16 protein-coding genes, 1 tRNA gene and 1 pseudogene are annotated in these 19,920 nt (G+C 59.4%); 3 read left to right on the plus strand and 15 right to left on the minus strand.

Features of this window, described 5'->3' with window-relative positions:
* The first annotated feature begins 479 nt into the window (after window positions 1-479).
* Together QO207_RS11945 and QO207_RS11950 are read left to right on the plus strand one after the other, a co-directional pair.
* On the plus strand, window positions 480-974 hold the full coding sequence (locus QO207_RS11945; RefSeq protein WP_301532625.1) for a BRO family protein: 495 nt from the start codon (window positions 480-482) through the stop codon (window positions 972-974).
* 675 nt (window positions 975-1,649) lie between these two features.
* Window positions 1,650-2,396: a hypothetical protein gene (locus QO207_RS11950; protein ID WP_301532626.1), complete on the plus strand. Its 747-nt coding sequence runs from the start codon at window positions 1,650-1,652 to the stop codon at window positions 2,394-2,396.
* A 129-nt stretch (window positions 2,397-2,525) separates the two neighbouring features.
* On the opposite strand, the gene QO207_RS11955 is transcribed toward QO207_RS11950, so the two are convergent.
* The 8 genes from QO207_RS11955 to QO207_RS11990 all read right to left on the minus strand — a co-directional run bounded on the left by QO207_RS11955 (window position 2,526) and on the right by QO207_RS11990 (window position 13,922).
* Window positions 2,526-3,662, minus strand: a complete 1,137-nt coding sequence (locus QO207_RS11955) for a DUF3883 domain-containing protein (RefSeq protein ID WP_301532627.1) — start codon at window positions 3,660-3,662, stop codon at window positions 2,526-2,528.
* Between the two features lie 218 nt (window positions 3,663-3,880).
* Window positions 3,881-4,153 (minus strand): hypothetical protein, encoded by a 273-nt coding sequence (locus QO207_RS11960; RefSeq protein ID WP_301532861.1) that lies wholly within the window; start codon window positions 4,151-4,153, stop codon window positions 3,881-3,883.
* Between the two features lie 1,108 nt (window positions 4,154-5,261).
* Entirely contained in the window at window positions 5,262-5,624 is a 363-nt protein-coding gene (locus QO207_RS11965; RefSeq protein ID WP_301532628.1) for a M48 family metallopeptidase, read from the minus strand.
* Window positions 5,621-8,563 (minus strand): type I restriction endonuclease subunit R, encoded by a 2,943-nt coding sequence (locus QO207_RS11970; protein ID WP_301532629.1) that lies wholly within the window; start codon window positions 8,561-8,563, stop codon window positions 5,621-5,623. Before QO207_RS11970 ends, QO207_RS11965 begins: the two co-directional genes overlap by 4 nt.
* A complete protein-coding gene (locus tag QO207_RS11975) occupies window positions 8,560-9,855 on the minus strand; it encodes a restriction endonuclease subunit S (RefSeq protein WP_301532630.1) in 1,296 nt (431 codons plus the stop codon). Before QO207_RS11975 ends, QO207_RS11970 begins: the two co-directional genes overlap by 4 nt.
* Window positions 9,852-11,690: an N-6 DNA methylase gene (locus tag QO207_RS11980; protein WP_301532631.1), complete on the minus strand. Its 1,839-nt coding sequence runs from the start codon at window positions 11,688-11,690 to the stop codon at window positions 9,852-9,854. Before QO207_RS11980 ends, QO207_RS11975 begins: the two co-directional genes overlap by 4 nt.
* 1,075 nt (window positions 11,691-12,765) lie before the next feature.
* The gene (locus tag QO207_RS11985; RefSeq protein WP_301532632.1) at window positions 12,766-13,632 is read right to left on the minus strand and encodes an IS3 family transposase; all 867 of its coding nucleotides are present in this window, start codon (window positions 13,630-13,632) and stop codon (window positions 12,766-12,768) included.
* Window positions 13,629-13,922 (minus strand): transposase, encoded by a 294-nt coding sequence (locus QO207_RS11990; protein ID WP_301532633.1) that lies wholly within the window; start codon window positions 13,920-13,922, stop codon window positions 13,629-13,631. The genes QO207_RS11985 and QO207_RS11990 overlap by 4 nt, the downstream gene beginning before the upstream one ends.
* A 59-nt stretch (window positions 13,923-13,981) precedes the next feature.
* Here QO207_RS11990 and QO207_RS11995 point away from each other — a divergent pair.
* Window positions 13,982-14,917 (plus strand): annotated as a pseudogene (locus tag QO207_RS11995) (tyrosine-type recombinase/integrase); the annotation flags it as partial.
* A 95-nt stretch (window positions 14,918-15,012) separates the two neighbouring features.
* Here the strand turns inward: QO207_RS11995 and QO207_RS12000 are convergent.
* From QO207_RS12000 to rpmI, 7 genes are all read right to left on the minus strand, one after another.
* Window positions 15,013-15,089: transfer RNA gene (locus QO207_RS12000), tRNA-Pro, on the minus strand.
* Window positions 15,090-15,174: 85 nt separating this feature from the next.
* The gene (locus QO207_RS12005) at window positions 15,175-15,531 is read right to left on the minus strand and encodes a MerR family transcriptional regulator (protein ID WP_015476661.1); all 357 of its coding nucleotides are present in this window, start codon (window positions 15,529-15,531) and stop codon (window positions 15,175-15,177) included.
* On the minus strand, window positions 15,512-15,814 hold the full coding sequence (gene ihfA, locus QO207_RS12010; protein ID WP_003090661.1) for an integration host factor subunit alpha: 303 nt from the start codon (window positions 15,812-15,814) through the stop codon (window positions 15,512-15,514). Before ihfA ends, QO207_RS12005 begins: the two co-directional genes overlap by 20 nt.
* A 3-nt stretch (window positions 15,815-15,817) precedes the next feature.
* Window positions 15,818-18,196 (minus strand): phenylalanine--tRNA ligase subunit beta, encoded by a 2,379-nt coding sequence (gene pheT, locus QO207_RS12015; protein WP_301532634.1) that lies wholly within the window; start codon window positions 18,194-18,196, stop codon window positions 15,818-15,820.
* 34 nt (window positions 18,197-18,230) lie between these two features.
* The gene (gene pheS, locus QO207_RS12020) at window positions 18,231-19,247 is read right to left on the minus strand and encodes a phenylalanine--tRNA ligase subunit alpha (protein WP_184598685.1); all 1,017 of its coding nucleotides are present in this window, start codon (window positions 19,245-19,247) and stop codon (window positions 18,231-18,233) included.
* A 97-nt stretch (window positions 19,248-19,344) separates the two neighbouring features.
* Window positions 19,345-19,701, minus strand: coding sequence for a 50S ribosomal protein L20 (rplT, locus tag QO207_RS12025; RefSeq protein WP_045217787.1), 357 nt, complete (start codon window positions 19,699-19,701; stop codon window positions 19,345-19,347).
* Window positions 19,702-19,722: 21 nt separating this feature from the next.
* Window positions 19,723-19,917, minus strand: coding sequence for a 50S ribosomal protein L35 (gene rpmI / locus QO207_RS12030; protein WP_017516491.1), 195 nt, complete (start codon window positions 19,915-19,917; stop codon window positions 19,723-19,725).
* Window positions 19,918-19,920 lie beyond the last annotated feature (3 nt).

The raw sequence follows: 19,920 nt of genomic DNA on the forward strand, positions 1-19,920 counted from the left end.
AAAGGGGCTTCCCCCCCCCCCCCCCTCCTTCCCTCTATATAGAAGCGGCACGTGCCTGCCCCCTCTCCGCACCGACGCATCAACGGCTTCCAGCCAGCTGCGCCCTGCCGCCTATATAAAGAGGGCACCGCTGAACCTCACCTCCCAGAGGTACGCTTCCTGGATTCCTACGCGCTTTGCAGGTTGCCGCCTCGGCAAGCCCTCCGCCATCCTCCGCCCGTCACGGTCAATCCCGTGGCCAGGTTTAGCGACTTGAGAGATGGCGCGACTGCGCTGAAAGCGCATGCGGGAAACAGCGAAGGTTTCCTGTAGGCCCTTTCACGCCTGTAGTATTCACTACTGGCTCTATGGCGGATCGCGCGGGGAGACCCTCGGGTCTGCCGGTACCATCTCCCGGTTCGCTAACCCTGCGCGGTCCGCCACCCTTCGAATAGCGACGACGCGTGGCGGCTCCTCAACCTCGTAGATGGAGCTCCACCATGCAAGACGCCTACAGACCTGTCATTTTCCAACGCCACACCCACCAGCTACGCGCCGTGCTGATCGACCGCCAACCCTGGTTCGTCGGCCTCGACTTCGGCCGCTTGATCGGCACCGGCCGCCCCTACCACCTGCCCAAGCGCATGGACCCGGAACAAAAACGCGCCGTTATCCTGGAATACCTCAGCGGCTTCCGCGAGGAAGTGGAGGTCATCAGCGAATCCGGTGCCTACAAAGCCCTCTACCGCTTCTGGCACCCCGAACACCGCCACATCGCCAAATGGCTCAGCGACGAAGTCCTCCCCACCCTCCACGACACCCAGCACATCCCCGACACCAATCCCCAGCGCGCCTTCATGACCTGGGCCAACCAGCGCATCGGCGTCATCAAGTGGCAAGGCGAAATCTGGATTGCGCGACGGGACCTGCCAACTTTCTTGGCTGCGCAGGATGATTGGTCACTGCGAGAGGCGCCGAGCTGGCGATCGATCTAGATAATCTTTGAGGGAAGAGAAATGCAAAAGGCCGGTTCATTGCTGAACCGGCCTTTTCAAATTTGGTCGAGACGGAGTGATTCGAACACTCTACCCCTTGCACCCCATGCCGGAGGTCGAACCTGTAAGATATTGATTTTATTAGTATAAATTTGAGCGCTCGCTGCAGCCATTGCTCTACTCTATCCAACAGTTTTCAACGATTCCCCGCAAAAGTCCCTATGGCTGCGTGCAACCTGTACACACCCGACGACGACGGAGACATGATCGCTCAACTGCTTCCCCCTTAAAAATATCATCACTTAATTTTCAGCTCATTCTGGTCGCCATTGCTTACCTGTGACATAAGGACTCTCTATACATGAATGACCTAAACACATGGGCCCCGTACTTAAATAACCCATTGACGCTAGCAGCGTTTGTTGTACTGGTGGTAGCGATGGTATTTCTCACCATGCTGACCGCTCGAGTGGGCATTAGACTGCAATCATTCGTAGCTTTAGTTTTTGTTGTGGTCTCGCTAGGAACGTTATCACTGGCTGTACTCAGTGCATCCACGAGCCCAGCTGAAAACTCTAAAGTAGCCTCAGACGAGCCCACCTCAATAAGATCCAACACCATTCAGACGGTGCAAGGATCAAATAATGTTCTCATAAACCAGTCGGAGAAAAGCAAATGAAACGACTGGCATTGGCATTCGCCCTTTCTGTCGGGCAGCTGTCAGACGAAGTTATCGCAGCGAATACGCCTAAAAACCTTCAGAATATAAAGGGAGATTGCAATCTAGTCATAAACAACCCTGAAGGTGGAAGCATAGAATTATCTCGCGATATAATTTGCTCTGGCCTAGCAGCGTCGGAAAGCACAGCAGCGTCATTGCAAAAAATGGCTCGCTTTATCGAGGCATCAAATCCAACAGAGTTAAAAATTTCAGATGTGCAATTAGTTCAATGGGCCGGAGACGATGAGAGGCACTTAACAGTCACCTTGAAAAACACGAGCAATCTACCTGCTGAAAAAATTAAGATAATCGCACTGGACGTAATAAGGGAAAATGAAAAAGAATCTCGCCTTCTGCCACTATCAAAGAGCAAGGCTCTCCCTCAAAAAGCAATGGAAACACTGGCAGTTCCTCGCCACAGCACGACCCAGCTCCCTATCGGCCCCGAGTCAGAGTTAATAATCCTAACCAAAAGACGCGCACCTGTTAGATATGAGTTCATTGGCCCAAGCCTATCACCAAACATCCCCGACAAACTCAAAGCCGATTATATAGATAGCAAAGGACTAAAACCGCCGTATACACTAGAGATTCAAAGCACCCCAATTGGTATACAGCTTCAATACAGCACAATATTCGGCGGTAACAATACCGCCACCACAGCAATTTATCTTTTCTATGGACGCATTGCTGCTAATTAAATTTTAGAGCCGAGACATCCGAAGCAACTCGCCCCTCCCCAAGAGGACATACTTCTTGAGAGTTCCGAGCTACAACAGGAACTAAGTGGATCATTTAGTTCGCTCACATCCTGATATTTCTCTAGGAGTCTATTCAAATATGCTTCGAAAGCTCGCCCGGTAATCAGTCGGCTTAAGGTGAACGTGCCGGTCTAGATCCCCGCTCAGGATGAACAGACGCGGCCCCTCCCTGAACTGAAACACACGGTACAGGTGGAACTGCTCGCAGACCTCTCTGGAGAACTCCAGCTCGTTGTGGCTGACCAAAAACGATGATCCCAAGCCGCCGTTGGTGGTTTTCACCTCGATGAAGCGGTGACGCGCGTCGTATTCAAACGACAGGATATCGAACCCGGCTCCGTCACCCTGGGAGTCCGATACCCAGTCCAATCGCTGGAACAGCTCCGGGTGCCCTGACTCGGTCAGGCGCTGTTGTTCGAATTCAATGACCCATTGCTCACCTGCCCTACCCAGCTTCCGATTGGCCTCATCACGCGCGGCGTAATCAAGTTTACGGGGCATCCGGTTTGGCACCTTGCTCGGAGTACGAACAAGTGCCTCGCGCTTCGGAGCCTCGACAAGGGCTGCGAGGTAGGTCCTTTCACCGGGGAGCTTCACCTCCTCCAATGCATCAACGATGGTAGCGACCGCCTGCTGATTTTTGAGGACGTAGGCCTGCACGGACTTGCGCAGCAGAAGCTGGCTATTACCGCGGGGCTTGTATCCGTTGATGTATGGCAGCCCCAGGGCGTCAAGAACGGCGCTGATGTTTTGATGTTTTAGCTCGACAGAGGACTTGCTGCGGCCATTGAGCAGCCGCCGCAAGGCTTGGTTGTGCTCGGACTTGTTATAGCTTTCCCCCTCTGCTTCTGCGCGCAGCATTTCAAAGTAGTCGCGCACAGTGGCTTCGACTTCGGCTTCAGACCAGTCCTCGCCAATCCGGATGATGGTGAAACCAAGATTGGAAAGCAGCGGAACGACAGTCGCCTCACCACCGGAAAAACTGTCAGCAGTCAGAGGGCCCTTGTCGGGAAACTGTTTACCGTAGGCGACACCGGCAATGGCTTTGGAATCGCAGTCGACACCAGTTTTCGAATCGCGCACCAGAAAATCTCTGGACTTACCAAAGCCGTAGCGTTCAAGGAATTTTGTGCGGCCCAACTGAACAAATTCGTCGATAGCAGCCTGCACCGCAGAGGGGCTTCGAAGCAGAGAGAGCTGTGACATAACCAGCAAGTCCTTATGTGGTAGAAGCAAGCTCCTTGAGAAGCTTTTCGCGTTCAGATGGACGTGCAACGAAGCTGGATCATGAGGCTGCAGACCGCACGCTGCCGCCTCAAGTATGATCAAGAAGCTGAATTGCCTCCAAGGACTATCTCTTGTCTACCGACACCCCATCCCCAAGTCGAGGAAGGCCAGCGCGCAGAACGCAACGAAGCCGGCATTCAAACACCGATCCTCACGCTGTAGCCGAGCGCCCGCAGCCCCTTGCTCGTCCGCATGTTCCTTGGCGGAAACTCGTCTGGGCGCGCCCAGCCGACGATTTCCCCGAGGCTGCTCAGACCAATGTGCGGAATTGCCCAGTCGTCGCTGCGAATCGCGTTCCAGAGCCGGGCCGAAACACTTCCGCTGCCCCAGACAACGTAGTTCAACAGCTCAAGCACCGTCCGCCCTTCGCGTGATCGCTGCCGCCAGAGCCACTCGCCGAACTTTTCCACCTTGTCGTCGCCAGCCTGCGGTCGGTCAGGCAAGCCCAAGTGCTCGTTTTCCTGCTTGATGGCGTGGTCGCGGATCGCGTGCACCCGGGAAACGGCATCCACGAACTCCTGCTCGGTCAGTTTGAGAATGCGATCGCGTGCCAATAACTCACGCAGCCGGGGCGACCACTCGTAAATGGTGCGTTCTTCGAACGAGTGGTCGAAGTCAGCGTCATGCCACCACTCCAGCGCGTCGCGCAGCGCCAGTTCTGGGTTCTTCGAATTCCTGGCGAAGAACTCCTCGTAAGGATGACGGTTTCCATCCTTGACCTGCTTGTAGTAGTAGGCGTGCAGGAATTGGTCGGCTTGAACGCCGGGGGCCACCGACGCATCGATCCAGTCGGGTTTGGCGCCAGGCGCCGAAACCCTGGATGCGATGGATCGCATCACCTGCAGTGTGTCGTTCCAGTCCTGCTCGAATTTCTGGAAGCGTTTCTCAGACGATCGCTTCGTGTCGATAAACACCAGCCCGTGGTTCTTCGGCAGCAAGCGGTCCTTGTCGAACTGCTGCTCAAGTCCGTATTCGCGTTTTGACAATTCAGACCGCCGGTCCGCCAAGCGCAGCTGCTCTTGGTAGATTTCCTTGGTCAATGGCCGGGCACGGTCATCCACTTCCTCAAAAAAGCGCAGCAGCTCAAGCTCCATGCCTGTTTCGACGAGTTCGTCGTGGGGCAGAAAGGTGCCCGCTTCGATGTTCGATATCCAGGCCCGATCAGACAAGTTGGCAGACCCAATGTAGGCCCCGGCACCCACCCACCAGATGACCTTGGCGTGCAGGATGTCGGGAACGAGCTTGCAGTCGAAATTCGGGCTGGCCTTATCCAGAAACCACTTCAACACAGCTGGATCGACAGCCACGGTGTGGTCGTAGCGGCCAAAGAGCTCCAGCGGCTTCAGGTGCTGCGCGCAGGCCTCAAACAACTTCAAGTTGTCGCGACTGGCATAGGCGACTGCGGCGCGAACGCGCGTGCAGGATTCAATCACCTCGCCCAGCAGGTTCTGGAGCAGTTGTTTGTTGAGCGGGCCGGCGATGAAGCGCATTGCAGCAGATCCTTTTGTTATTGCGTCGTCACCGGGTATGGCCGTTCGGTTTGCGAGAGAGCCGCTCAACGGATGCGCCATCTGCATCGCCTATTTGGCGCTGCTCGATCGTTCGCCAACCCGGGACATGTGCGCTCATCAGCGCCTTGAACATCCTCCCGTGGTTCGCGTAACGCAGGTGAAGCAGTTCATGAACGATGACGTAGTCCTGAAAAGTCTCATCCTGGTCGAGCAAGTCAGTGGCCAAGGTGACGGTTCCCGCCGATGAACAGGAACCCCACTTCCTACGCATCTCCTGCACCCGAACCACGCGGGGATTCACCTTCAGCTTGATCGCCCAAGCCAGTGCGCGGCGTCGCAAGTCCTGCGCCGGGTACTGCCACGATTTCATTCGCCACCCTCCGTGAGCAGCAAACGCACAACGAGATCGACGACCCTTGCCCGCTCGTCCTGCGCCAGCACGAGGAGGGGCTTGTAGAGCGACGCACGCAGCCGTCGCTGCTCGTCGGCGTTGACCGAGGCATTCGGGAAACGCCCGAGCAACTCTTCGGCATCCTTGGCCAGTGTCATTGGGTCGATGCCGGCCGCTTTGACGGCCGCATCCTCACGTAGCACCCAGGCTACGGCAAAGGCACGAGCGGACAGGCCGCTGTCGCTCGCCGCCTTCATGGCCGCCTCCTTCTCAGCAGCCAGCGCAGCCAGTTGGTCCATCGCAGCCAGGCCGGTCGTTTTGCGCTCTTCCAGATACTTCAGGATACGTTCGGCGCGATCCTTCAGCGGTTGCAGCACCGGTGCAGCGGCAGGGTCCTCGTCGATCTCGTGCTGCAGACCGCGCACAAGGTTGAACACTTTGCCCTCGTCGGCCCCATCCTCGCCGCGCAGCGACTTCAGGGTTGCCACATCAAAGGTCACAGTCTTGGTCAATCGCCCAAGACCATGTTGCTCGGCGCTTTCCTCGATCAGGCGGCGGGTCTTGTAGGCCAGGTCAGCCACGAACCCGACTTTTTCGGCGTAGGCATTGCGCACGGCCGCATAGAGCTGACTGAGCTGCTTGTAGGTCGCGATGTGGTCGCGCAGAGCCGGATCGGGCGAGAGTATTTCCCACAGCGCCTCGATCTCCTTATAGCTCTCGAAGAAGGTCTTGCGCGCTTCGGGCGTCAGGAAGCGGCCAAACACCAGGCGCTCCAGCCGCTCGTCGGGCGTACCGCCAGCGTCTGACTCCAGGTAGTCCTTCTTCGCCTGCTCGATGCGTTGCAGGAAGTCCTGCAACAGCACGTCGAGATCCTCAATCACGCCGCTGACGTCGCTGGAGTCGAATTGCAGCGCCTTCTTCAGCTCGCGCAGCACGCCGACAAAGTCCACCACCAGGCCGACGCGCTTCTGCACGCCGTTGGTGTCCACATAGGGCCGGTTCACCCGCGCAATCGACTGCAGCAGCACGTGGTCGCGCATCGGCTTGTCGAGGTACATGCAGTACAGCGGCGGTGCGTCGTAGCCGGTGAGCAGCTTGTCGGTGACGATCAGGATCTTCGGGTTCTCGGCTGGCTTTTTGAACAGCAGGCGAACCTGCTCCTCGGCCTCATCGGAAAGCTGTAACTCGGCCACCAGCGGCCGATCCAACACATCGGCAGAGTTTTCGGTGTAGACCGGCGCGCTCCACTCGGGCGGCAGCAGCTTGTCCAGCGCCTTTTTGTACTTGGCGCAGGCCTCGCGGTTCACGGCCACCACGAAGGCTTTGTAGCCCAGGGGCAGTACGTTCTCCTTGAAGTGCTCGGCAATGAAGGCGGACACCTTCTCGATGCGGTCGTCCGCCGTCAGGAAGGTGCGCAGCCCCACCGCGCGGTCGAGCACCTTGTTCAGCTCCTCGACATCGGTGACACCTTCGCTCTCGGCCAGCGCGAAGAACTCCTTGTCCAGCCGTTCGGCCGGCACCGTCATCTCGCTCGGCGCCATCACGTGCTTGATTGGCAGCGTGGTCTCGTCGGCGATGCTCTCGGCGATGGAGTACTTGTCCAGGTAGCCCAGCTCATCCTGCGTGCCGAAGATCTTGAAGGTGCCTTCGCCCTGCGAAGTGCGCGCGATGGGTGTGCCGGTGAAACCGATGATCGTGGCTTTGGGCACTGCCGCCATCAGGTAGGTGCCGAGGTCCTTGGCCACCGACCGGTGCGCCTCGTCGATGAACACGTAGACGTTGTCGCGCAGGCAGCTGTCTTTGCGGACGGCCTCGAACTTGTGGATCATCGAGATGATCAGGCCCCGGAAGTCGGCATCCAGCAGAGACTGCAGTTTGGCCTTGTTGTTGGCCCGCTCGACCGCGATGTCCTGCTGCTGCATCTCGCCCAGCAGGCGCTCCACCCAGCCTTTCAACTGGCCTTCCAGTTCCGTGCGGTCCACCACCAGAATCACCGTCGCATTGGCGTAACGCGCCTTGTTCTCCAGGATCTGACGCGCAGCGGTCAGCAGCGTGAAGGTCTTGCCCGAGCCTTGGGTGTGCCACACCAGGCCGCGTGTCTTGGCCGGGTCGGCGCAGCGATCCAGGATGGCGTCGATGGCGCGCCGCTGGTGCTGGCGCAGTACCGACTTGCGTGTCTCGCCGTCCTGCACATAGAACAAGATCCAGTGTTGCAGCGTGCGCAGGAAGTCGGTCGGCTCGAAGAAGGCTTGCACCGCGAAGCGATAGGTTTCCTCTGGCGCCTGCTTCCAGCGCGCCATGTCGCGCCGGTTGGCGTTCCAGGTCACGCCGTACCAGTAGTCGAGCAGGTGCGTTACGTTGAACAGCTGGGTCGTGGCCAGCAGCTCCGGCGTTTCCAGCTCGTAACGGCGCAGTTGCTTGACGGCACGCTCGATGGCGTCGCCGTCCTTCGGGTTCTTGTGCTCGACGATCACCACCGGTACGCCGTTGACCACGAACATCACGTCCGCTCGGTTGCCCTTGCGCGCGGGTGGCTTGATCTTCCACTCCCAGGTCACGTGAAAGACGTTGTCCGCCACATGCTCAAAGTCGATAACGGTGACGGGCCGATGGCGCTTTTCGGCCTCGTCGTACCACTGGCGTTCGCCGCGCAGCCAGGCCAGCAGCTCGCGGTTGCCCTCGATGGTGGCCGGCAGTGCGTCCAGGCTTTCGACCACGGAGCGCACCGCGTCGGCAGACATCCAGGGATTGAATGCTGCGAGCTTGGCTTCCAGCACATCGCGGAAGAAGGTGCCTGCCTCGCCGCCGCGCTTGGTGCGTGCATCCTCCGGCGTGATTGAAGTCCAGCCGATTTCCACCGCGTGCTTCACCATCGGGAACTGCACCGTGCCGGCTTCGCTGATCTTGAGCGTGCTCATGCCGTGGCCTCCTCGGGTTGCGTCGAGGCCGGGGACAGCGCCGACAGATCCAGATCCAACACGGCGATCTCGCCGGTCATCAACTTGTGCAGTAGCGCCTTGAACAATTCTTCCAGCACACCGCGCTTTTGCTGATGCAGACCAATCTTGCGGTCGAGAGCGTCCAGGACGGTGACGATCTCGCGCTGCTCATCAAGTGTCGGGGGCAGCGGGACCGGCAGGCTCTTTAAGAAAGCACACGTCAACGCTCCTTTCGTGCTACCACCGCCTGACGCCACTTGCCTAAGGTACTCGTACTGTGTTTCGAGATAGCCTCGAATGAAACCGGGCTCGGCTCGCTCAGTGTTTGTTTGCAGGTAGGCGATGTGCTGATTGATGCTCGCCTCAATCCTGAGAACTGCACAGTGCCCGAGTGTCTTGCCTTGTCCAGTGATTGCCATGAGTACTGCTCCAGGCTGGACACGAGGTAAGTGGCATTCGGCGAGTGCAACGTCGGTCACGAACTGGTCTGCAACCTCAATTTCCCGGTCATAAACCTTTGCGCTGGTAAGCCATGGAAACGTTCCGTCGTTCCAGTAGGCCGGCACGGTCTTCTTTGGCGTTGAGCCATTTCCAATCTTTCCGAGCGATCCCAGCGGCACGACCTCCCAGCTCTCCGGAACCGGCCCGATCTCAGTCTCTTTCAGAGGTTCGCCACGCAGACCACGTCTGAACAGTTCGTGCATGCAAGCACGCTTGAGTTCTTCTGCTGTTTTCTCCGCTGCACGTTCCGTATTGATGCCAAGCCGACACTTGTCGAGAACATCTGCAATGCGGGACTGCTCACTGGATGAAGGAAGGACGACCTGAATCTGGTCAATCTTGGATTGGTTGAGCGTGTTGCCCTTGATCTGACGGTCTTGATGATCGGTGTAATCAACCTGCGAGAGGAAATAGCCCAAGTAACGCTGATCTACACCTTCCCGTGGAAAAATCGAGATGATGGCTTCGTTGTGACATGCCGGAATGCCGAGCGTCGCCACTCGCCCAATGGTCAGCTTGAAGCTCATGATGAGTGTGCCCGCAGGGACGATGCGTTTACGGAACACATTCTCAAACGCAAGTGCGGAGACAGATTCAGCTGTCCCGACGATGGTGCCGTATTGCTCCATGTCGGAAATTGCCACCCACGGCACCAGACGCTCTCCTTTTGCCCAATACGCAGGGTTTGCTCGCGCGGGCGTGCGGCCAGTCGTATAGCTGGCTATCTGACTGAAAGGTTCCACAGTCCAGCCTTCCGGGAGTTCATTCATTTGCCCACCCCGGAAAGCAGTTGATAGAGCACCTTGTTCACTTCGGATGCTTTCGCATCTAGCCGAGACAATTCGGCAATTAGATGCGACATGTCCCGATGCGAAGCATCGTCGCTTTGCCCTGCCCAGCGGCTCGGACTCAGGTTGTAATCCGCCTCCTGAGCTTGCTGTTTTGTGATGACGGCTACCTCACCCTCGACCGGCTCGCCTTTGAGGTACATCGTGGCGAGCGGCCAGATGTCTTCCTCGGGCAGGTAGTTCTTCGGCTTGCCCTTTTGGAAGTGGCGGCTGGCATTGAGCAGGACGATCTTGTCCTTGCGCACGGTCGGCTTGCGCTTGTTCAGTACCACGATCACGCCCGCCGCCGTGGTGTTGTAGAAGAGGTTTTCGGGTAACAGGATCACGCCGTCGATCAGGTCCTGATCGACGAACCACTTGCGGATATTGCGTTCCTTGTCCTCGTTCTTGGAGCCGGAGCCGCGCGTGACCGCGCCGGTGTCGAGCACCACGGCCGCCCGGCCGTGGTCGTCCAGGCAGGCGAGCGTGTGCTGCAGCCACGCCCAGTCACCTTTGCCGGTGGTGATACCGCCCGCCGTGCGGAAGCGGTCGAATGGATCGTTGGCGAACAGGTCCGCCGCGAACGGCTGGTTCCACATCGGGTTGGCCACCACGATGTCGTGACCACGGATCTTGCCGCTGGCCTCGCGGAATTTCGGGTTGATCATGGTGTCGCCGCGAGCCAGCTCCACCTCCATGTCGTGGATGATGGCGTTCATCTGCGCCACGGCATAACTCTCGGCCTGCAGCTCCTGGCCGGACAAATTGACCGGCACGCGGCTGGTGGGGTCGAGTTCACGGGCGACGAGCTGGAGCTTGATCAACAGCCCCGCTGAGCCACAGGCATAGTCGTGGCAGGTCTCACCGGGCTTGGGCCGCAGGATGTGCGCCATCAGGAAGCCGACCTCGGTCGGGGTGAAGAACTCGCCAGCACTCTGGCCCGAGCCTTCGGCGAACTTGCGCAGCAGGTACTCGTAAGCACGGCCAAGGAAGTCGGGCTGCACGTCGGCGAGGCCAAGGCGGTAGCGCGGATCAGAGAAGGTCTCGACCACGCCGCGCAGCTTGGCGGGGTTGATGTCGCGCTCGCCGTTGCGCTCGGCGGCGAAGTCCACCACGTCGATCACGCCGGAGAGCGTCGGGTTCTGCTTGACCACGGCGCGCACGGCTTTGGTCAGATGCTCGCCGATGTCACGGGGCGCTGTCGGGCGACCACGGTCATCGAGTGGCCAATCGAACGACTCGCGCCCACTGATGACCGCCCAGCGAGCCTCGGGGGGCAGGTAGAAGCGCAGCAGCGAGTGGTCCGACTCGGCAATCTCCAGGGCGGTGACGCGGTCGCCATATTCCTCAGCTAGTCGCTCGATCTCATCTTCAAAGACGTCGGACAGCCGCTTCAGGAAGAGCAGCGGCAGCAGGTAATCCTTGAACTTGGCCGCGTCCTTCTCGCCCCGGATCGAGCAGGCGGCGTCCCACAGCATCTGCTCCATCGGCTTGGTGGTGGGCGCAGCAGCCGCACGCCCGGTGCGACGCCGGGTCACCTGAGCGGCAGCCTCAGCTGGCGGGGAGCTTTCAGCACCCTCGACCCCGGCCTCTCGCGCCAGCGCGAGGATCGCCTCCTGCGCGGCGCGCTGGGGCTTATTGCCTCCGCCTTCCCATCGGTTGACCGTGGCAAAGGAGACACCCAGGCGCTCAGCGAGCTGCTCCTGGGTCAGGTTGAGGGCCGCACGGATGGCGCGGAGTATCGTTGGAAAATCGTTTTGTTTTGTCATGTCTGCCATGTTTGTTATATTCAAATTGCTTGTCAAGCAGAATTTTGCGATGGGGCGCCCCACCGCTTCCGAAATAGGAGAGCAGGCATGAGCGGGAACCGATGGAACACGGCTAGCGCGCCGCACAAGAGGGGTGGACGTGCGGTGACGTCGTCGACTTTCGGGCCGTTGACGGCCCAGTAGACGAAACCGATTACGCCACCTGCCAGATGTGCGGTAACGAGAAGATCCGCTACGCCCACATCATGGAGCACCCGGATCTGGACGAGAGCTTTGAAGTCGGCTGCGTCTGCGCCGAGAAAATGAGCGACGACTACGAGGGACCGAGGCGCCGCGATGCAAGACTGCGCAACCGGTCGGCACGCCGGATCCGCTGGCTGCAACGCACATGGCGCAGTTCCGCCAAGGAGGGTGTGCAGGGTTTTGTGTAGCATTGAGCGGAGCCCTAGAGTGTCCGGTTTTGGCCGCTTTGAGCCTGTCGCATCAGGCTGGAGCCGGCCGATTCTGTTGAAAAAGTCGGTTTCTGCGAAAGCTGCCTGTCAGCAGCTCAGGAAACGCTCGATTTCGGCGTTGCTACGTGAAAACCAAGCCATCTCCGCCTTCTGAACGAACCAGATTTCATCATCGCTCACGTTCTTTCATGGGCGAAAATCGCGACGGGACTTTTTCAACAGAATCGGCCAATAGCAGCCCTTCGACTCTGGCTGCTACCACCCTCAAGGGGATCTTCAACGTTTACGGTCTAACCTCTACATCTGGCAAGTGCTAAAAATGGGGGATTGCCGGAGCCTTCCTCGCAGGATTCAAGGTTGCCACTGGATGCTGACTGCACAGTGATCCGACAGGTATCTGGTTTTTGAGTGGTCGAGGATTGGCTGCCCTGTCTGATTGTCGATGTATGGGGCCGAGACTACGGAGCCATCTACGTATCCATGCTCTGCACCACCGCCCAAAACAATGTGCTCAATAGCGTAGGAGTCATATTTAGGATCTACACAACCACTGCCGTGTCTTAGCTTGGCAGTGGGAGCAATGATGGGGGCCACCGCTAGTGTGGTCTGTCCCGGAGCTGGTGGACAGGTAGTTAAGAGTTACTGCTCGCATAGCGCCGCTCAAACTCCATCGGGCTGAGATAGCCCAGCGTCGAGTGGCGGCGACGGTGATTGTAAAAGCGGATGTAGTCGAACAGGTCGGTTTTCGCCTCGTGGTAGCTGGCATAGCGCGTCAGGTACACCCGCTCAGCCTTCAGCGAACGGAAGAAGCTCTCCATCGCGGCGTTGTCCCAGCAGCTCCCGGGACGTGAATGGCTGGGCACGATTCGATGTCGCCGAAGTAAGGCCTGGTAGTCGTACGCGCAGTATTGGCTGCCTCGATCCGAGTGCAGCAGCACTTCTTCTTTCGGCTGTCGGCGTGCAATGGCCATCTCCAGCGCGGCGTGTACCAAGGCCTGCTGCATGCGGTGGTGCATCGCCCAACCGACGACGGCTCGTGAATAGAGATCGAGCACGACTGCCAGATACAGCCAGCCTTGGGCCGTCCGCACGTATGTCATGTCCGAGACCCAGTGCCGATTGGCGCGATCCGAGGCGAACTGGCGATCCAGGTGGTTCGGGGCAATCGGCAGAGCATGACGACTGCTGGAAACCAGCCGCCAGCGCTTGCGCGAGCGAACGCGCAGACCGGCTTCGCGCATCAGTCGAGCAACCCGGTGTCGACCACACGCATGCCCCATGGCCGCCAGCTCGGCCTTGATTCGGCGATGGCCATAGATCCCATTCACCTCGTGGTGAATGGTGCGGATCTCCTTGCTCAGATGCCGATTCGCCATCTCTCTCGCCGAAGGTGGCCGCTGCTGCCAGGCATAGAAGCCGCTGCGGGATACCCGCAGCAGCCGGCATATTGGTGCTACGGGATAGCGACCGGCCAACGCCTCGATGGCGCGGAACTTCACTTCGTGGGCTGCGAGAAGATGGCGAGCGCCTTTTTTAAAACATCGCGCTCCATGGTGACCTGAGCCAGTTGCTGGCGTAGACGACGCAACTCCGCGCTCTCACTACGCTGCTTGCCGTTGCCCGGAAAAGCATCGTCACCTTGCTGCTCGTACTGGCGCTTCCATTTGCCCAGCAGGCTTTCAGCGATGCCGAGCGTCTCGGCTACATGACGAAGCGGCGTGCCGGCAAGTACCTGGTCTACCGCCTCGCGTTTGAAGGATTCGGGAAAACGTCGTCTGGTCTGGGTCATGAACACTCCTTGCGGTGGACATTATCCACCTTAAGTCAGTGTCCACTCAGCCCGGGACAGACCAGTTGGACCCGTATATAGGCGACCAGCCTCTGACTCATGTCGACGACGAGACTCTGGCTCCCTACATAAGGGATCGACTCAAGGGCACCAGAACCAGCGATGGCAAGTTGAAGCCTGGCGTCTCACACCGCACCGTGAACATCGCCCTGGAACGCGTCATACGCATCTTGAATCTATGCGCCCGAAAATGGCGTGATGAGCAGAAGCGTCCCTGGCTCGACGTAGTACCGATGATCACCAAGCTGGAAGAGAAGAAAACCAGACGCATGCCCTACCCGATGTCCTGGGAAGAGCAGTCGATTCTCTTCGCCGAACTGCCTGATCATTTGCGCCGCATGGCCCTGTACAAGGTCAACAGCGGCTCACGCGAACAGGAGGTTGTGAAGCTTCGCTGGGATTGGGAGATACCGATTCCTGAGCTCAACACCAGCGTCTTTCTCATACCGGCGGATTTTGGTGGCCGGCATGAGAGCTCCGGGGTCAAGAACGGCGACGAGCGCCTCGTTGTACTCAACAACGTAGCCAAGTCGGTCATCGAGGGACAGCGAGGGCTTGATCCGGTTTGGGTATTTCCTTACGGACAACCCGATCAAAACGGCAAGGCCACTCCCGTTCACCGGATGAACGATTCGGCATGGAAGAAAGCCAGGGTCAGAGCAGCGAAGAAGTTCCAGGAGCGTTTTATGCGCCCTGCCCCAGCTGGATTTGCTTCGATCCGCGTTCACGATCTGAAGCACACTTTCGGCCGAAGACTTCGGGCAGCTGGGGTAACGGAGGAAGACAGGAAGGCTCTGCTGGGGCACAAGAACGGTAGCATCACCAGTCACTACTCAGCCGCCGAGTTGGGCAAACTGATTGATGAAGCCAACAGGATTTCGGCCACCGACTCGCGCGGTCCGGCCCTGACAATTTTGAGGAGAATGGCAGGATGAAAAAAAGTCCCGCAAAAGTCCCTACGCTTCTACGCGTGAAGCGCCCATAAAAAAATCCAGTCACCGCTAAGTGACTGGATTTTCTAGGGATTTTTTGGTCGGGACGGAGTGATTCGAACACTCGACCCCTTGCACCCCATGCAAGTGCGCTACCAGGCTGCGCTACGCCCCGACGTTGCTTCCAAGTTCCCTCAGAGGCGGATCGCACTATACCCCAAGCATTTGCTTTGGAGAAGCGCTTTTTTCATTTTTTTCAGTTACTTGCGCAACACATGCAGCACATCTTCCAATTCGGCGATCATCTGCCGGATCAGTTGTTTGTACTGGGTGGCGTCCTCGCGGGCTTCGTCGCCGGTGAGGCGCTGACGGGCGCCACCGATGGTGAAGCCCTGGTCGTAGAGCAGCGCACGGATCTGGCGAATCATGAGCACGTCCTGGCGCTGGTAGTAGCGCCGATTGCCCCTTCGCTTGACCGGGTTGAGTTGCGGGAACTCCTGTTCCCAGTACCGCAGCACGTGCGGCTTCACCGCGCAAAGGTCACTTACTTCACCAATAGTGAAATAGCGCTTGCCCGGGATGGGGGGCAACTCGTCGTTATGACTTGGTTCCAGCATAAGCTTCAACCCTGGCCTTCAGTTTCTGCCCTGGACGAAAGGTGACGACGCGCCGGGCTGTGATCGGGATTTCCTCTCCCGTCTTCGGGTTGCGTCCGGGACGCTGGCGCTTGTCGCGCAGATCGAAGTTGCCGAAACCCGACAACTTCACCTGTTCGTTATGCTCCAGCGCCTGGCGGATCTCTTCGAAGAAGAGCTCCACCAGTTCCTTGGCTTCCCGCTTATTCAGGCCCAGCTCTTCGTACAGACGTTCAGCAATTTCAGCTTTCGTCAGAGCCCCCATACGCTACTTCCTTAACGTGGCGTTGAACCTTTGTTCCAGCGAGGCGACGATATTCTGCGTAGTCGCGTTCACCTCGTCATCATTAAGAGTGCGTGATGGATGCTGCCAGGTCAAGCCAACGGCCAAGCTTTTTCTAAGCGGATCAATGCCTTTACCGTGGTAGACGTCAAAGAGCCTGAGGTCCGTCAGCCATTCGCCCGCCGTTTCACGGATATTTGCCAGGACGAATTCGGCCGGGGTGTCCAGATCGACGATCAGCGCGAGGTCACGGCGCACTTCAGGGAAGCGCGACAGTTCGCTGAATTTCGGCAGGCGACCCTTGGCGACTTCGGCCAGTACCAGTTCGAAGACGTAGACCGGGCGATCCAGGTCCAGCGCCTTGGCCAGCTCCGGGTGCAGGGCGCCCAGGTAGCCGACCAGTACGCCGTCACGCTCGATCTTGGCGGTCTGGCCCGGGTGCAGCGCCGGGTGTTCCGCCGGGGAGAAGGTGAAGGCTTCGAGGGCGCCGGCGTTACCCAGCAGCGCTTCGACATCGGCTTTCACGTCGAAGAAGTCGACGTTCTCGCGGCCGTTGGCCCAGCCTTCAGGCTGACGGGCACCGCAAACGACGCCGGCGAGCATGTTTTCCTGCACCAGCCCTTCCAGCTGACCGACGAAGCGCAGGCCGCTTTCGAACAGACGCACGCGGGTCTGCTGGCGGTTGAGGTTGTGCTGCAGGGACTTCACCAGACCCGGCCAGAGCGAGGCGCGCATGGCGGCCATGTCGGCGGAGATCGGGTTGGCCAGCATCAGCGGCTCGACGCCAGGGTGGAACAGCTGGAACAGCTTGGGATCGATGAAGCTGTAGGTGATGGCTTCCTGGTAGTCACGGGCGACCAGCAGGCGGCGCAGCGCCGGCAACTCGGCCTGGGACTCGGACTTGGTGTTCGGCGCCAGACGGGCCTGCGGGTAACGAACCGGCAGACGGTTGTAGCCATACAGGCGGCCCAGCTCTTCGATCAGGTCGACTTCGATGGAGACGTCGAAGCGATGACTCGGCACACCCACGGTCCAGGCATCGGCACCGGCTTTCTGGACGTCGAACTCCAGAGCGGTGAGCAGACGCTCGATCTCGGCGTTTTCCAGGGTCATGCCCAGCATCTGGGTGACGCGCTCGGCACGCAGGGCAACCGGCGCAACCTTCGGCAGGTCGGCTTCGCTGGCTTGCTCGATGATCGGGCCGGCTTCGCCGCCGACGATCTGCAGCAGCAGTTCGGTGGCGCGCTCCATGGCGCGGCGGGCCAGTTGCGAGTCCACACCACGCTCGAAGCGGTGCGAGGCATCGGTGTGCAGGCCATAGGAGCGGGCCTTGCCAGCGACGGCGATGTTGTCGAAGAAGGCGCTTTCGAGGAACAGGTCGCGGGTCTTGGCGCTGACGCCGCTGTGCTCGCCACCCATTACGCCGGCAATGGCCAGTGCACGTTCGTGGTCGGCGATCACCAGGGTATCGGCACGCAGGGTGACTTCCTGGCCGTCGAGCAGGACGAGCTTCTCGCCCTCCTCCGCCATGCGCACGCGAATGCCGCCCTTGATCTCGTCGAGGTCGAAGGCGTGCATCGGTTGGCCCAGCTCGATCATCACGTAGTTGGTGATGTCGACGGCGGCGTCGATGCTGCGGATATCGGAACGGCGCAGGCGCTCGACCATCCACAGGGGGGACGGTTTGCTCAGGTCAACGTTGCGGATGACACGGCCGAGGTAGCGCGGGCAGGCCTTGGGTGCCAGCAGCTCAATGCTGCGTACATCATCGATATGCGGAGCAACAGCGTTGACGACCACCGGCTTGACCTCGGCGCTGTACAGCGCGCCGACTTCGCGAGCGAGGCCGGTGAGGGACAGGCAGTCGCCGCGGTTCGGGGTCAGGCCGATCTCGATGGAGGCGTCGTCCAGTTCGAGGTAGTCGCGCACGTTGGCGCCCACCGGCGCATCCGCGGCGAGCTCCATCAGGCCGGCGTTTTCTTCGCTGATTTCCAGCTCTTTGGCCGAGCAGAGCATGCCGTTGGATTCAACGCCGCGCAGCTTGGCTTTCTTGATCTTGAAGTCGCCCGGCAGTTCGGCGCCGATCATGGCGAAGGGGATCTTCAGGCCCGGACGCACGTTAGGCGCGCCGCAGACAACCTGGAAGGTCTCCGAACCGTTGCTGACCTGGCAGACGCGCAGCTTGTCGGCGTCCGGGTGCTGTTCGGTCGACAGCACTTCGCCCACGACCACGCCGCTGAACTGGCCGGCAACCGGGATCACGGCATCGACCTCAAGGCCGGCCATGGACAGACGAGCCACCAGCTCGTCACGGGATACCTGCGGATTTACCCAGCTCCGCAGCCACTGTTCACTGAATTTCATCCTGCTCTCCTAAATGCGTTGACGGTCGTGCGGGCTAGCGGAACTGGCCGAGGAACCGCAGATCGTTGTCGAAGAACAGGCGCAAGTCGTTCACGCCATAGCGCAGCATGGCCAGGCGCTCGATCCCCATGCCGAAGGCGAAGCCCTGGTATTTCTCGGGGTCGATGCCGGACATGCGCAGCACGTCGGGGTGGACCATGCCGCAACCCATGACTTCCAGCCAGCCGGTCTGCTTGCAGACGCGGCAACCCTTGCCACTGCAGAGCACGCACTGGATGTCGACTTCCGCCGAAGGCTCGGTGAAGGGGAAGAAGGACGGGCGGAAGCGGACGGAGAATTCCTTCTCGAAGAAGGCGCGGAGGAACTCTTCGATGGTGCCCTTGAGGTCGGCGAAGCTGACGTCTTCATCGACCAGCAGACCTTCGACCTGGTGGAACATGGGCGAGTGGGTCAGGTCGGAGTCGCAGCGGTAGACGCGGCCCGGGCAGACAATGCGAATCGGCGGCTTCTGGTTTTCCATGGTGCGCACCTGTACCGGCGAGGTATGGGTGCGCAGCAGCATGTTCGCATTGAAGTAGAAGGTGTCGTGCATGGCACGAGCCGGGTGGTGGCCCGGAATGTTGAGCGCTTCGAAGTTGTGGTAGTCGTCTTCGACTTCCGGCCCCTCGGCCACTTCATAGCCGATGCGGGTGAAGCACTGCTCGATGCGTTCCTTGGTGCGGGTGACCGGATGCAGGCCGCCGGAGGACTGGCCACGGCCCGGCAGGGTCACGTCGATGCGCTCGGCGGCCAGCTTGGCGGCGAGGGCGGCGCCCTCAAGCTCAGCCTTGCGGGCGTTCAGCACGTCCTGAACCTGTTCCTTGGCGACGTTGATCAGCGCACCGACCTTGGGGCGCTCTTCGGCCGGCAGGTCGCCCAGGGTCTTCATGACCTGGGTCAGCTCGCCTTTCTTGCCGAGGTAGTGAACCCGGATCTGCTCCAGGGCGTTGACGTCTTCGGTGTTTCGCACGGCGTCCAGGGCCTGCGAAACCAGCGCGTCCAGGTTTTCCATGTACCAACTCCAGATACAAAATAGGGGAAGAGCGGTAAGGCTCTTCCCCTATCGGTGACGTTAACTCCGGACCGAGATCCGGTAACTGTCGTGGGGCTTAAGCCAGGCTGGCCTTCGCTTTCTCGACAATTGCGGTAAACGCCGCTTTTTCGTTCACAGCCAGATCGGCCAGGACCTTACGGTCGATCTCGATGGCCGCTTTTTTCAGGCCAGCGATCAGACGGCTGTAGGACAGACCGTTCAGACGAGCACCAGCGTTGATACGAGCGATCCACAGAGCGCGGAACTGACGCTTGCGCTGACGACGGTCACGGTAGGCGTATTGGCCTGCTTTGATGACCGCCTGCTTGGCAACACGGAACACGCGCGAACGCGCGCCGTAGTAGCCTTTTGCGAGCTTCAGAATCTTTTTGTGACGACGACGGGCAATCACGCCACGCTTAACACGAGCCATTTATTTATCCTCTACCAGAAATCAACGCAGACGCAGGGAGCGCGCTACACGGCGAACGTCGGAAGCAGCGAGCATCGAAGTGCCGCGCAGCTGACGCTTACGCTTGGTGGTCATTTTGGTCAGGATGTGGCTCTTGAAAGCGTGCTTGTGCTTGATGCCACCAGCAGTCACTTTGAAGCGCTTTTTGGCGCCACTCTTGGTTTTCATCTTTGGCATGTT

It is taken from the genome of Pseudomonas sp. CAN1, assembly GCF_030462585.1.
Taxonomy (GTDB): domain Bacteria; phylum Pseudomonadota; class Gammaproteobacteria; order Pseudomonadales; family Pseudomonadaceae; genus Pseudomonas.

Excerpts from the sequence above, each read along its gene's own strand:
- QO207_RS11965 (WP_301532628.1), bottom strand. The coding sequence starts at position 5,624 with ATGAAATCGTGGCAGTACCCGGCGCAGGACTTGCGACGCCGCGCACTG.
- QO207_RS11990 (WP_301532633.1), bottom strand. The coding sequence starts at position 13,922 with ATGACCCAGACCAGACGACGTTTTCCCGAATCCTTCAAACGCGAGGCG.
- ihfA (WP_003090661.1), bottom strand. The coding sequence starts at position 15,814 with ATGGGGGCTCTGACGAAAGCTGAAATTGCTGAACGTCTGTACGAAGAG.
- QO207_RS11950 (WP_301532626.1), top strand. The coding sequence starts at position 1,650 with ATGAAACGACTGGCATTGGCATTCGCCCTTTCTGTCGGGCAGCTGTCA.
- QO207_RS11980 (WP_301532631.1), bottom strand. The coding sequence starts at position 11,690 with ATGGCAGACATGACAAAACAAAACGATTTTCCAACGATACTCCGCGCC.
- QO207_RS11975 (WP_301532630.1), bottom strand. The coding sequence starts at position 9,855 with ATGAATGAACTCCCGGAAGGCTGGACTGTGGAACCTTTCAGTCAGATA.
- pheS (WP_184598685.1), bottom strand. The coding sequence starts at position 19,247 with ATGGAAAACCTGGACGCGCTGGTTTCGCAGGCCCTGGACGCCGTGCGA.
- QO207_RS12005 (WP_015476661.1), bottom strand. The coding sequence starts at position 15,531 with ATGCTGGAACCAAGTCATAACGACGAGTTGCCCCCCATCCCGGGCAAG.
- rplT (WP_045217787.1), bottom strand. The coding sequence starts at position 19,701 with ATGGCTCGTGTTAAGCGTGGCGTGATTGCCCGTCGTCGTCACAAAAAG.
- rpmI (WP_017516491.1), bottom strand. The coding sequence starts at position 19,917 with ATGCCAAAGATGAAAACCAAGAGTGGCGCCAAAAAGCGCTTCAAAGTG.
- QO207_RS11945 (WP_301532625.1), top strand. The coding sequence starts at position 480 with ATGCAAGACGCCTACAGACCTGTCATTTTCCAACGCCACACCCACCAG.
- pheT (WP_301532634.1), bottom strand. The coding sequence starts at position 18,196 with ATGAAATTCAGTGAACAGTGGCTGCGGAGCTGGGTAAATCCGCAGGTA.
- QO207_RS11970 (WP_301532629.1), bottom strand. The coding sequence starts at position 8,563 with ATGAGCACGCTCAAGATCAGCGAAGCCGGCACGGTGCAGTTCCCGATG.
- QO207_RS11955 (WP_301532627.1), bottom strand. The coding sequence starts at position 3,662 with ATGTCACAGCTCTCTCTGCTTCGAAGCCCCTCTGCGGTGCAGGCTGCT.